14 protein-coding genes are annotated in these 12,507 nt (G+C 38.6%); 1 reads left to right on the forward strand and 13 read right to left on the reverse strand.

Annotated elements, in window-relative coordinates; genetic code table 11:
• The 13 genes from WBM60_RS08550 to WBM60_RS08610 all read right to left on the reverse strand — a co-directional run.
• The coding region (locus tag WBM60_RS08550) for an electron transport complex protein RnfA (protein ID WP_424282962.1) at positions 1-336 on the reverse strand (336 nt) is incomplete at its 3' end.
• A 2-nt stretch (positions 337-338) separates the two neighbouring features.
• A complete protein-coding gene (locus WBM60_RS08555; protein ID WP_424259647.1) occupies positions 339-941 on the reverse strand; it encodes an RnfABCDGE type electron transport complex subunit E in 603 nt (200 codons plus the stop codon).
• Between the two features lie 5 nt (positions 942-946).
• Positions 947-1,531, reverse strand: a complete 585-nt coding sequence (locus tag WBM60_RS08560; protein ID WP_424259646.1) for an RnfABCDGE type electron transport complex subunit G — start codon at positions 1,529-1,531, stop codon at positions 947-949.
• A gap of 2 nt (positions 1,532-1,533) precedes the next feature.
• Complete coding sequence (locus tag WBM60_RS08565) at positions 1,534-2,541, reverse strand: RnfABCDGE type electron transport complex subunit D (RefSeq protein ID WP_424259645.1); 1,008 nt, start codon at positions 2,539-2,541, stop codon at positions 1,534-1,536.
• A gap of 1 nt (position 2,542) precedes the next feature.
• Positions 2,543-3,871 carry an electron transport complex subunit RsxC gene (gene rsxC, locus WBM60_RS08570; protein WP_424259644.1) on the reverse strand — a complete coding sequence of 443 codons (1,329 nt, stop codon included), beginning with the start codon at positions 3,869-3,871 and terminating at the stop codon, positions 2,543-2,545.
• Positions 3,864-4,766 (reverse strand): Fe-S cluster domain-containing protein, encoded by a 903-nt coding sequence (locus WBM60_RS08575; RefSeq protein ID WP_424259643.1) that lies wholly within the window; start codon positions 4,764-4,766, stop codon positions 3,864-3,866. The genes rsxC and WBM60_RS08575 overlap by 8 nt, the downstream gene beginning before the upstream one ends.
• A gap of 1 nt (position 4,767) precedes the next feature.
• Positions 4,768-5,217, reverse strand: a complete 450-nt coding sequence (locus WBM60_RS08580; RefSeq protein WP_424276955.1) for a SoxR reducing system RseC family protein — start codon at positions 5,215-5,217, stop codon at positions 4,768-4,770.
• A gap of 104 nt (positions 5,218-5,321) precedes the next feature.
• On the reverse strand, positions 5,322-6,227 hold the full coding sequence (locus WBM60_RS08585; RefSeq protein WP_424259641.1) for a universal stress protein: 906 nt from the start codon (positions 6,225-6,227) through the stop codon (positions 5,322-5,324).
• Positions 6,228-6,254: 27 nt separating this feature from the next.
• Positions 6,255-6,572: a hypothetical protein gene (locus WBM60_RS08590; RefSeq protein WP_424276959.1), complete on the reverse strand. Its 318-nt coding sequence runs from the start codon at positions 6,570-6,572 to the stop codon at positions 6,255-6,257.
• 200 nt (positions 6,573-6,772) lie between these two features.
• Positions 6,773-7,516: a succinate dehydrogenase/fumarate reductase iron-sulfur subunit gene (locus tag WBM60_RS08595; RefSeq protein WP_424259640.1), complete on the reverse strand. Its 744-nt coding sequence runs from the start codon at positions 7,514-7,516 to the stop codon at positions 6,773-6,775.
• 45 nt (positions 7,517-7,561) lie between these two features.
• A complete protein-coding gene (locus WBM60_RS08600; RefSeq protein WP_424259639.1) occupies positions 7,562-9,469 on the reverse strand; it encodes a fumarate reductase/succinate dehydrogenase flavoprotein subunit in 1,908 nt (635 codons plus the stop codon).
• 8 nt (positions 9,470-9,477) lie between these two features.
• On the reverse strand, positions 9,478-10,131 hold the full coding sequence (locus WBM60_RS08605) for a succinate dehydrogenase cytochrome b subunit (RefSeq protein ID WP_424259638.1): 654 nt from the start codon (positions 10,129-10,131) through the stop codon (positions 9,478-9,480).
• Positions 10,132-10,138: 7 nt separating this feature from the next.
• Positions 10,139-10,936, reverse strand: coding sequence for a universal stress protein (locus WBM60_RS08610; RefSeq protein ID WP_424282963.1), 798 nt, complete (start codon positions 10,934-10,936; stop codon positions 10,139-10,141).
• Positions 10,937-11,363: 427 nt separating this feature from the next.
• On the opposite strand from WBM60_RS08610, the gene WBM60_RS08615 reads away from it, so the two are divergent.
• The gene (locus WBM60_RS08615) at positions 11,364-12,506 is read left to right on the forward strand and encodes a universal stress protein (RefSeq protein ID WP_424259636.1); all 1,143 of its coding nucleotides are present in this window, start codon (positions 11,364-11,366) and stop codon (positions 12,504-12,506) included.
• Position 12,507 lies beyond the last annotated feature (1 nt).

Here is a 12,507-nt window from a genome sequence, read left to right on the forward strand (position 1 = left end):
ATTTGTTGTTATTAATGGCAAGAAAACACCTAATGCTTGGTAGAGTGGTGGACTTACTTTTTTAAGGATAATTTCAACCATTTGTACCAATGAGGCAATTATCAAAATAAAGGTGATGGTTCGCAGATAATCCAACCCTGAAGGAACCAATACAAACTGGTGTAATAAATAAGTTGCAAGTGTCGCAATGGTCATAACAAACAACACTGCTCCAGACATACCAACAGATGTTGATACTTTGTTGGAAACACCTAAAAACGGACAAATTCCTAAAAACTGGGATAGTACAATGTTGTTTACAAAAACAGCTGCTATAAGTATTAAAATATATTCCATTTTTAGTTTGTTTTAGATACTTTATTGAACAATACCGATAAATATGCCAAGGCTATAAAAGCGCCTGGAGGCAAAATAAATAGCAATAAAGTATTGGTATCTTCTGATACAAATCTCCAATCGAAAATACTTCCGCTACCTAAAATTTCTCGTACTGCTCCTAATAATGTTAAGGCGATTGTAAATCCAATTCCCATTCCTAGTGCATCAATTATAGATGACATTAAATTGTTTTTTGAGGCAAAAGCTTCAGCTCTACCTAAAATCAAACAGTTTACAACAATCAAAGGGATAAAGATTCCCAATTGTTCAAACAAGAAAGGTATGTAGGCTTCTAAAACCATCTCCACAATCGTAACGAATGATGCGATAATGATGATAAATGCAGGAATTCTAACTTTATTTGGTATTTGTGACTTAATCAAGGATATTACTATGTTGGACATCAACAACACAAAAAGCGTTGCGATCCCCATTCCAAATCCATTAAATGCAGATGAGGTTACACCCAAAGTTGGACACATACCTAAAAGCATTACAAAAACAGGATTATCCTTTATGATACCTTTAAAAAAGTTTTCTTTTTGACTAATTTTCTCTGCCATGATATCTACTTTTTAGATGGGTTGGTTTCAACAAATACATCGTAAGCCATTTGTGTAGCCTCACCAAAAGCACGAGTCGAAATAGTTGCTCCCGTTAAGGCATCTACATCACCCCCATCTTTTTTAGGTTTTAAATTAAATTCTGATGGTTTTTTACCTCTGAATTGTCTCATGAATTTTTCTTCCTTCATTTTAGTTCCCAAACCAGGAGTTTCTCTCTGTTCAAGCACTACAATATTCTTGATGCTTTCATCAGGATTAAATCCTACCATTATTTTTACCAATCCACTATAACCCTTTTCAGAAGAACCAATAACAGCAGAGCCAATGGGTTTGTCATTCATTGTTCCAGCATAAATTTCAATGCTGTCTTTGGCTTTATCAGATTTTATCAGTTTAACATCTTCAACAGGATTATTATTAAATTCTGCTAAAACCTGTTTTAATGCGTTCACTTTACGCTCCAGTTTTGCTTTTGCTTTTGGACCTTTGGTGATATCATTTATAAAACCAAGAGAAACACCTGCAACAATTGTTATTACAAAAAGTGCAATGGTCATATTCAAAAAAGTCGATTCCTTTTTACTCATTATCATATGATTTTTGATTTGATTTTGTTTCCAAATCGTCTTGGTTTAAAATAAGTGTTGATAAGTGGTACAAAGGCATTCATAATTATTATTGCAAATGAGACACCTTCAGGATAGGCTCCAAATAATCTGATGACTACCGTAATGATTCCAATCCCAATAGCGAATATAATCATGCCTTTTTTGGTCATAGGACTGGTCACTAAATCGGTAGCCATATAAAAGGCTCCTAAAATGGCTCCACCAGATAAAATATGAATCAACGGATTTGCATATTGTTCTGGATTTACCAACCAGAAAATACCAGTCATGACAGCCATAGTTACTAACATCGTAACCGGAATGTGCCAAGTAATTACTTTTCTTACTATTAAAAAGATTCCTCCAATTAATAAAGCTAATGCTGACATTTCACCTATGGAACCTCCTGTAATTCCCAATAGTAATTCCATTGTAGATGGGATTTTGGCACTCAACTGTGTCATGGTTTCTCCATACATCAATCCTTCTTTAATAAGTCCTAATGGAGTTGCTCCTGTAACAGCATCCACAATTGTGGTGTTATTAACAACAGCAATAGGCCATGAGGTCATTTGTACTGGAAAACAAACCAATAAAAATACACGACCAACCAAAGCTGGATTAAAAATGTTGTAACCTAAACCTCCAAAGGATAGTTTCGCAACACCAATAGCAATTAAACTACCAACAATAATCATCCAGATTGGTAAGCTGGATGGTAAGTTGAATGCTAGTAAAATACCTGTTATTAGAGCAGAGCCATCGGTTATGGTGATTTCTGTTTTTAAAAGATATTTTTGAATGAGATACTCAAATACAATACACGAAATAACTGCAACAGAAGTTACAATGAGTGCGCCAATTCCAAATACATATATCGATACTAAAAAGGCTGGGATTAGTGCATAAAACACATCATACATTAATTTTTTTGATGTCCTGGCTGAATGTACGTGTGGTGAGGCTGAAATTATAATTGGATCAGCCATATTAGTTTTTTGAAGTGTTTAACTTTTTAACAATACTTTTTCCAAATCTGATGTAGTCTAATAAAGGTCTGTGAGAAGGACAAACATAACTGCACGAGCCACATTCTATACAAGTCATAACATCTTCTGATGCTGCTCGTTCGTATAAACCTTTTTCTGATAGATTCATTAGTAGATGGGGTTCTAATCCCATTGGGCAAACGAAGACGCATTGTCCGCATCGAATACAGTTTTTAGCTTCTTGTCTGCTGGCTTCATCTTCAGATATGATTAATATCCCTGAGGTTCCCTTAGTAACAGGAACATCTGTATTTTTTATGGCCTTTCCCATCATTGGTCCACCATTTACTATTTTTCGGGTTCCTTCTGGTAAGCCACCAACTTCTTCAACTAAATCTTTTATTGGAGTACCAATTTTTACCCAAAAGTTAGAAGCGTTTTCTATTTTTTTGCCTGTAACGGTTACAACTCTTTCAATTAATGGTCGATCGTATTGTACAGCTTGATAAATTGCGAAAATAGTTCCTACATTATGCACGATTACACCAACATCCATGGGTAATCCACCTTTAGGAACCTCTCGTTTTAAAATGGCTTTTATAAGTTGTTTTTCACTTCCTTGAGGATATTTAACCTGAAGTGCTGCTACTTTAATTCTTTTATCAACTTGAGTAGCTTTTTTTAAAGCCTCAACGGCATCTTTTTTATTGTTTTCAATTCCAATGACTGCTTCTTGAATGTGTAAGGCATGCATTAATATTTGAATGCCAACAATGATTTCATCTGCTTTTTCAAGCATTAGTCTATGGTCTGCAGTTAGATAAGGTTCACATTCAACACCATTAATAATAAGACGATCTACATGATTATCATTTTTAAGATCTAACTTAACATGAGATGGAAAAGTCGCTCCACCCAAACCAACAATACCAGAATCGGTAATACGTTGCAGAATATCCTTTTGGTCCATGGTTATTTCCTTTTTTAGAGGAAAATCTGGTTCTTCAAAATTCGATTCGTTTTTTTGATCGGTTCTAATAACAATACATTGTTTTTTGTAACCACTTGTATCAACTATCATATCTAGCTTGGTCACTGTTCCTGCAACAGGAGAATGTATGTTGGAAGATACAAATCCACCAGATTTTGCAACAACCTGACCAATTTCAACTTTATCTTTTCTATCTACAATTATTTCTGAAGGAATTCCAATATGTTGGGCAATAGGCACATAAACAACCTTTGGTATTGGCATCCTTTTAATCTCTTTTGAAGAGGTTATCTTGTTTTCTGCAGGATGAATACCACCTTTTGGAAATGTTTTAAGCATCAGTTTTAGGATTTACAGATTCAACACTTTCTTTAACCACAGCTACTTTTTCTTCTTTAGGCTTTTTGACCTTTTTTGGAGGGAAATTGGTTTCTATAATAGAGTGTGTCGGACAAACCTCTACACATTTTCTACACAGTGTACATGCTACAGGATCGATATAAGCCAAATTATCAGTCATTATAACAGCATCTTTAGGGCAAATATCCTCACATTTAGAACAGCCAATACAAGCAACATCACAGGCTCTCTTGGCGATTCCTCCTTTATCTTCATTTAAACAACCTACAAATATTTTAAGGTCACGTTTATTTCGTGGACGCATTTCTATAATTTCTCTCGGACACGCTTTTACACAAGCACCACAAGAAGTACACTTATCAGTTATGATTACAGGTAAGCCTGTACTTTCATCCATGTACATGGCATCAAAATCACAAACTGCGACGCAATCACCATCACCTAAACATCCATATTGACAATCTGTTTCTCCACCATAAACCATGGCTGATATGGCACAAGTTCTTGGACCTTGATAAATGGTGGTTTTTGGACGAACGTCGCAACCACCTTGGCAACGTAATACAGCAACAGTTGGGTCTTTTTCGGCAACTTCTTTACCTAAAATTTCAGAAACTTGCTTCATCACCTCATTTCCACCAACAGGACAGAATAGATCTGAAATATCATCAGAGTTTACCAATTTCCCTGCAAAAGCTTTACAGCCAGGAGAACCACAACCACCACAATTGGCAGCAGGTAGAACTTCATCTACTTCAGCAATTAATGGGTCTTCATAAACATAGAATTTCTTGGAAACCACAAACAAAATAACTGCAGCAACTATTCCTATTGAAGATAAAAGCATTGCGCTATAAAGAATTGAATAAATCATATTAAGCCATTTTTAAAATTGAAAGCCTAAAAGCTTTTTTAAACGTACTTCTCAAAACATAAAGCATTAAATAATACGGTAATAATACGGCAATTGATAACAAGCCTGCAATCCACTCTTCAAATAGAGTAGAAGTGATAAGCAAAACAGTTAGCATTAAAATAAATGGAAATACATAAGCCCAAAAAACCGCTTTTAGTCCTAAGTTTTTCTTCAAAAGAACTTCTACATTTTCATTTAATTTTAGGGATTGTGTCGAGTTTGAAACTTCTATTTCTTTTGAATTGGATTCTGAAACACCACAAGCTGCTTTTGCCTTACAGGCTTCACAATTCATATTTCCTTTTAATGATATCGTTACAACGTCGTTCGTTATTTTTGAAACGACGCCTTCATGCTTCACAAAATTCTTACTTCGCGATTTTAAGCTATTTACATTAAGTCCCTCCATGATTAAATTACATAATCTTCAATTGGTAAAATTAGTTTTTAAAATAAATATATAATATGACTTTTGTCAAAAAAACCATCTTTCATTTGTTGATTGGCAATATCTTAATGTTTTTGAATATCACGAATTCTTGTTTCCAATTTAAGGTTTATAAAATCTTCTGATTTTAAAGTAATAAATGAACAAGGTACTTCTCGAATCACTTTTTCGGTTACACTGCCCATCAAAATCCTCGTTAAACCTGATTTACCCGTTGTGCCTATAATTAGCAAATCGGATTTATACCTTTTTAACGCTTTGAGTATCTCTACGGCCGGATCACCTATCTGTATCTCTTTTTTCCAACTAAGATCAGTTAAGTCAAAATTCTTTAAAAACAAATTAAATTCATTTTTATGTGCTGAAAGTACAAGTTCATTATCCTGATCCCAATTTAACCTATCGTTTGGCGGTTCCAAATTATGTACCTCGTAAACACTAAAAACAATCAACTCTGCTTTAATTCTGCGTGCCATGTTAATTGCATTTTTTAATGCACGTTTTGATTCTTTAGAAAAATCAATAGGGCATAATATATTTCTCACATTTAAATTGTTTTCGTTTTTTATAACCCATACTGGCTTATTACTTAGCCTAATGATTTTTGCAGCAGTAGTACCTAATTGAAAAACATCACTTTTTAATTTCTCACCAGCTCCAATAAGTATCATATTAACATTATTACTATCTGCCGTTTGAATAATGTTCTCAAAGTGATTCCCATATTCCAGAATAGGTTTTGCTGTTTTTACACCTTCTTTTATAATCTTCTGATGTATTATATCCAACTTCTTTATTGCTGCACCGTTAAGTAATATCCTTACTTTTTCGTTTTTAATATTGTTGGGCAATACATGTATAAGAATAATTTTTGATTGAAAGGCCTTTGCTAAAGCTATTGCACTTTTCAAGGTTTTATGTGATGATTTACTAAAATCTGTTGCTAGTAATATTTTTTCTAGTAGTCTCATAATTTCTTGTTTTAATACAGTTAATATTTATTGTGTTCTATTTTTATAGATAAGGGATCTATTTTTATTCAATTTCCATTTTATCATCGCTAAACTCGAATCAATACTTGTATTTTCTATTATTATATTATCTTGTGCCGATATGGGCATCGTGGAGAAGTTCCATATTGCTTTTATGCCACATTCAATTAATATGTCCGCTACTTTTTGCGTCTGGTCAGCCGACACGGTTATGATGCCAATATCAACAGGTGTTTTACTAAAATTTTCTTTAATAGTATCAATGTTAAATGTTTTTATATGATTCACTTCTATCCCAATTTTTTCATTAGCAATTTGGAGTATTTATAACATTCTAAATTGGGGTTTGGTGCTATAGAACGTTCGTCCTATTGGACTAATGGCAGTCAATTAATAGGGGTATTTTCTATCTGTTTCTTATTAATTTGATAATTGTTTGTTTCATTTTTGTTATCTGTTTAAAAATTAATAATATTTAATGCGGGTAAATCCCTTTTTTCATAAGTGTTGGTCTTGCTATTCTGCTAACCCAACCATTTAGCCTTCGCCCGTCTTGCGTTCATCTCTGCGATATTGGTTATGGATATGCCTTCCGGACATTCCACTTCACAAGCACCTGTAAACGTGCAGCTTCCAAATCCTTCAAGCTCCATTTGCCCGGTCATTTCAATAACTCTTTTGTCGGCTTCTTGTCGGCCTTGTGGCAAACTGTTCAAATGATTGATTTTTGCCGCGGTAAAGAGTACGGCCGAGGCATTTTTACAGGTAGCCACACAAGCGCCACAGCCAATACAGGCCGCTGCATCCATCGCCTTGTCCGCTACTTCTTTTCCGACAAGAATGGCATTGGCTTCTGCTGCGGTTCCTGTTTTGGAACTGATATAACCGCCCTGTTCAATGATTCTGTCAAAGGCGGAACGGTCTACCACCAAGTCTTTGATCACTGGAAATGCCGTTGCCCTCCAGGGTTCCACGACCACGGTCTCCCCATCTTTAAAACTTCGCATGTGCAGTTGGCAGGTGGTCATATGATCATGAGGGCCGTGTGCCCGTCCATTGATAAACACACCACACTGCCCACAGACACCTTCCCGGCAATCATACTCGTAGGCAATGACTTTCTCATCACGTTGTACCAAGCGTTCGTTGAGGTGGTCCAGGGCTTCCAAAAACGACATGTCTTCCGTGAGCCCATCTACCTCATACGACTTAAAACCACCCTTAGAATTTACGTTGTCCTGTCTCCAAATTTTGAATGTTACCTTCATATTTTTGTTTCGGTTTTGACATAGATTCGTCAAGATGCTGTAAAGCTATTTATAGCTTCGAACCGTGGGTTTCACATTTTCGAACTCCAATACTTCTTTGTGAAGCTTAAAATGTCCGTTGTCGTACTCCCAAGCCGACACAAACGAAAATGTATCATCGATGCGCCTTGCCTCGCCCTCCTCGGTTTGGTATTCTTCCCTAAAATGGGCTCCGCATGACTCTTCGCGTTGTAGGGCATCCGTGCACATGAGTAGGGCCAACTCTATAAAATCTGCCAAGCGCAGTGCCTTTTCCAACTCGGTGTTCATTTCTTTGTCACTCCCGGTTACCTTGACTTCGTTCCAAAAGGCCTTCCGTAGTTCTCGAATCTGAGCAATCGCCTTTTCCAGCCCTTGCTTGTTTCTGCTCATGGCACATTCCTGCCACATGACCTTGCCCAATTCGCGGTGAAAATGATCTACCGTTTTGCTGCCGTTCACCGAGAGCAACTTGGCTATTTGCCGTTCCACTTCTTGTTGCACCTTATTGAACTCCGGATGCTCCGTGGTGGGATGGTCCTCTTTCAATGCCCCTGCCAAATAATTGTTGATGGTATTGGGCAACACGAAATACCCATCAATACTGGCCTGCAACAAGGAATTTGCCCCAAGGCGATTTGCCCCATGGTCCGAAAAGTTACACTCGCCGATAGCGTACAACCCGGGAACCGTGGTCATCAGTTCATAATTTACCCAAAGTCCACCCATAGAGAAGTGTGCCGCCGGGGAAATCTGCATGGGCTCTTTATAGGCGTCTACCCCTGTAATTTTTCTATACATTTTAAAAAGGTTACCGTACCGATCTTGAATGGTCTGCAACCCAAAGCGTTCGATGGCTTGCTTGAAGTCCAAATAAACCGCATTTTTAAGCCGCCCTACGCCATAACCGGCATCGATACGTTCTTTGGCGGCCCTTGAGGCGATGTCCCGCGGAGCGAGATTTCCAAAACTGGGATAACGCCGCTCCAAGTAATAGTCCCGTTCTTCTTCGGGAATTTCATTGGCGGTTCGGTCATCGTCCTTCTTTTTTGGTATCCAGATACGACCGTCATTTCGAAGTGATTCAGACATCAAGGTGAGCTTTGATTGCGCCTCGCTCGTCTGGGGCAATGCCGTCGGGTGTATCTGCGTAAAACTGGGTGCAGCAAAGTATGCACCCTGTTTATGGGCTTTCCAGATGGCAGTCCCGTTGCAGCCAATAGCCAAGGTAGAAAGCCGAAATACCCTTGAGTAACCTCCTGTGGCCAACACTATGGCATCAGCTGCAAACCGCTTTAATTGGCCGGTCACCAAATCCCTGACAATAATGCCCTTCGCATTTCCGTCAATTACGACCAAATCCAACATTTCATGGCGGGGAAACATTTCCACTTTCTTGGCCCGTTTCATTTTGTACAATTGCGAGTAGGCGGCCAACAATAGTTGTTGGCCTGTTTGTCCACGGGCATAAAAGGTTCGTTGCACCTGTACGCCGCCAAAACTACGATTGACCAGTACCCCACCATATTCGCGGGCAAAGGGTACGCCCTGTTGCACATAATGGTCGATCAAAGGAGCGGACAGCTCGGCCAACCGGTACACATTGGCCTCACGCGACCTAAAATCGCCTCCCTTTAAAGTGTCATAAAACATCCGCCATACACTGTCACCGTCATGCTGGTAATTTTTCGCGGCATTAATGCCCCCTTGTGCCGCCACGGAATGTGCCCTACGGGCGGAGTCTTGATAACAGAAGCACTTAATGTCGTACCCCAATTCCGCCAATGTAGCGGCGGCACCGGAACCTGCCAATCCAGAACCCACTACGATAATGTTCAGTTTTTTCTTGTTGGCGGGATTTATCAGTTGTGATTTGATTTGATAATTGCGCCATTTGTTTTCTAAAGGGCCTTCTGGAATTTTTGAATCGAGCATCTTACAAATTATTTAAAGAATACAATGAAGGGTATGATACCAAATCCTAAGGCCATAATGGCCGCATAGACCAATGAAATCCTGACCAAGATTCGTAGTCCCTTTTTATGATAGAACCCCAAGGTCTTAAACGCACTTTTTAAGCCATGGTTCAGATGTAGCCCAAGTGGAATCATCAAAAGGGTATAGAAAATTACATAATACACATTTTGAAAAAGGCTATAGGTCACTTCATAGACATCCATATGACCGTTGGCATCCATGCCTACCCCTTCGCCCATACCCAATTTGATACGGGCCCAAAAATTGGCGAGGTGTACCACAATGAACAATAATATCATCACGCCCAAAAGCCCCATGTTCTGGGAGGTCCAGCTACTGTTTTTGGTATACTGGTTTACGGCATAGCGTTTAGACTTTGCCTTTCGGTTATTCAAAGTAATCAACAGGGCATAGATTACATGTAGGATGATGGATAAGTACAGCACATAGGCCACGATTTTGATCAACGGACTTTCCCGCAGCGTGGTCGAATACGAATTGTACAATGCCCTGGCCGTCTCTTCGGGCAACAGCAAAATGCTGTTCGCAGAAAGGTGTACGATCAAAAAGACGCAGAGGAACAAACCCGTAAGCGCGATGATGGATTTTCTAAAGAACATTTAAACTTTAATCATGAAGTATGAGCAAAGGTACAGGGCTGTTAAAGGTCTGTTTCAAGGTCACGCTTTCATTCAATAGACGGTCCATAAATCCTTTTTTGGTTCTGATGAGGCAAACCAATCCGGAAAAATCTTTCTTCAGGTATTCGTTCAGGTCTTTATTGGTATTGCCTGTGCCGAAGGCATAGTCAACGGAAGGATTCAGATCTTCAATGGCACTCAAGGCCTTTTCGATTTGGGGCGTTTTTTTATCGGCAATGTGCAGCACCTTTATCTTGCTCTGATGTAGCGTCGCAATTTTTCGCATCGGCTCAATTACCTTGGCATCGGAGAATGGACTACCGCTAACGGCGAGCACAATCTTTTCGAGAGGTCGATAGGCGTGATTCGCTGGAACCACGATTACTGGCGCGGAAGTTTTCGAAACCACTCCTCCCGCAATACTTCCCATAAACACCTCTTTAAGACCACTTGCCCCTTTGGTGCCCATAACAATAAAATCATAATTGCCTCTATCACCCATTGCGGCAATGGCAGAAACAGCATAGTTTTTTATGATTTTGGGTTTAAAGACTACATCGGGATATTCTTTTTGAACGTTTTTCAAAAGTTCATCCATTTTTTGTTTGGCATCTTTTTCCAAAATACCATCAATGTTTTTCATTATTAGGGCACCACTCGACTTAACTCCATAAATGTGCAGTATCGTTATTTCCAAGGATGATGCCCCAAAAAGTTGGATGGCGTATGACAATGCATTCGAGGACGCATCGGAAAAATCTACGGGAACAAGAATTTTATTCATTTTCAAATCATTTAAGGTGAATGACTATTTCATTGGTCAGGGCTTTTTGCTATGTATTTAAGACCAAAGCCTTTTTTAATAATAGCGATTGTATTTATTGTTTCATTCTAAATTTAGAAACAGATTCTTTAGCAAAACTTTAGAATAAGGGTAAAGCTTGAAGTAATTTGTAAAATGATTGCTTAAAGCGCATATGGCTTGGTATTAAGCAACTACCTAACGCTCATTACTACTGAATTAAGATTCATCCAAAACACCGTTCATTCCTTAAGTTTCTCTAAAGAATTGGTTAATAGCTTTAGAGTTGTTGTACATGGATACTTCAAGACCCGATTTTGAAACTATCAGACAGCAACGAAACACCTGATTCGTAATTAGAACTCGTCTTGAGTTCTTAGTATAAATATATAGCTAAAGATAATTTATAATGAAACTATTGGAAAAGATTTTAGTAGCGCATGATTTTAGTAAATCCTCTGAAAATGTAATCTCGAGTGCCATTGAATTGGCCAAGGTATTTCAATCTACCATCGTGCCCATTCATGTACTTCCCGATGATGTCGTCAACGAAAAAGTCAGAACAATGCTCAACGATACGGCATTGACCAAATTGGATGAGACGAAGACCCTAATGAAGAACGAGGGCGTGGAATCAGAGAAGCCTTTATTGATGGTCGGAAGTCCACATGAAGCCATTGTAAGGGCGGCCGTCGACGTTAACGCCAATTTAATTCTGCTGGGTTCGGGCGAAACCAAGAAAGGGGACACTTTTCGGTTAGGCACCACTGCCGAACGCATCATTCAAAAAAGTGAGAAGCCCGTTTTTGTCATCAAAGAGAGCGTATTGCTCAACGTGCACCACATATTATGTCCAGTTGATTTTTCCGATGCTTCAAAACGGGCCCTGAAAAATGCCGTTACCATGGCCCGAAGGTTCAAGTCGGAATTGACCATTCTAGGAGTGTGCGAATTACAAGGTTCAGCTTGGTTTGCATCCGAGAAGTATACAGAAAAAGAAAATGAACTCAGGTATATCCTACATAAGGAGGAATTCGATTCCTTTTTGAAGGAATTCAACCTAACAGGTCTTAATTGGACAAAAGAAATCCCTAAAGGAAATCCTGCCGAAGAAATACTAAGTGTTATTTCAAGAAAGATGATCGATTTATTGGTTATGGGCACAACGGGCAGATCCGGTCTGAATCGCCTACTTATGGGAAGCGTTACCGAAAAAGTGATTCGAGAAGTACCCTGTTCTTTCCTAACCTTAAAATCTGAGGATGTGATTAAACTACAACTGGATACGGACATCAAAGATCTCGAAAACTTGGACCGTACTGCGATGCAATTGATGAACGATGGTTTTTATGAAGAAGCCATAAGCCAATTCAAGATTTGCCTAAACATCAACAATATGCACGTACCCGCCTATTTTGGCATTGCCAAAGTGTATGAAAAATTGAACGACCCCTTAAAGGCGGAACTTTATCGCAAACAGGGTTTGGAAATTAAGGATAAGATGTGGTACACCAGGGTAGAGGAAGAGGTGCGAAAACTTAGAGGCAGCTGAA

The sequence above is a fragment of the Eudoraea sp. genome, from assembly GCF_049669105.1.
Lineage (GTDB): Bacteria > Bacteroidota > Bacteroidia > Flavobacteriales > Flavobacteriaceae > Eudoraea.

What these genes read in the sequence shown, in the direction of transcription:
- WBM60_RS08605 (WP_424259638.1), bottom strand. Translation starts at nt 10,131, where the DNA reads ATGTTCTTTAGAAAATCCATCATCGCGCTTACGGGTTTGTTCCTCTGC.
- WBM60_RS08580 (WP_424276955.1), bottom strand. Translation starts at nt 5,217, where the DNA reads ATGGAGGGACTTAATGTAAATAGCTTAAAATCGCGAAGTAAGAATTTT.
- WBM60_RS08565 (WP_424259645.1), bottom strand. Translation starts at nt 2,541, where the DNA reads ATGGCTGATCCAATTATAATTTCAGCCTCACCACACGTACATTCAGCC.
- WBM60_RS08600 (WP_424259639.1), bottom strand. Translation starts at nt 9,469, where the DNA reads ATGCTCGATTCAAAAATTCCAGAAGGCCCTTTAGAAAACAAATGGCGC.
- WBM60_RS08615 (WP_424259636.1), top strand. Translation starts at nt 11,364, where the DNA reads ATGAAACTATTGGAAAAGATTTTAGTAGCGCATGATTTTAGTAAATCC.
- WBM60_RS08560 (WP_424259646.1), bottom strand. Translation starts at nt 1,531, where the DNA reads ATGAGTAAAAAGGAATCGACTTTTTTGAATATGACCATTGCACTTTTT.
- WBM60_RS08585 (WP_424259641.1), bottom strand. Translation starts at nt 6,227, where the DNA reads ATGAGACTACTAGAAAAAATATTACTAGCAACAGATTTTAGTAAATCA.
- WBM60_RS08555 (WP_424259647.1), bottom strand. Translation starts at nt 941, where the DNA reads ATGGCAGAGAAAATTAGTCAAAAAGAAAACTTTTTTAAAGGTATCATA.
- WBM60_RS08610 (WP_424282963.1), bottom strand. Translation starts at nt 10,936, where the DNA reads ATGAATAAAATTCTTGTTCCCGTAGATTTTTCCGATGCGTCCTCGAAT.
- rsxC (WP_424259644.1), bottom strand. Translation starts at nt 3,871, where the DNA reads ATGCTTAAAACATTTCCAAAAGGTGGTATTCATCCTGCAGAAAACAAG.
- WBM60_RS08595 (WP_424259640.1), bottom strand. Translation starts at nt 7,516, where the DNA reads ATGAAGGTAACATTCAAAATTTGGAGACAGGACAACGTAAATTCTAAG.
- WBM60_RS08575 (WP_424259643.1), bottom strand. Translation starts at nt 4,766, where the DNA reads ATGATTTATTCAATTCTTTATAGCGCAATGCTTTTATCTTCAATAGGA.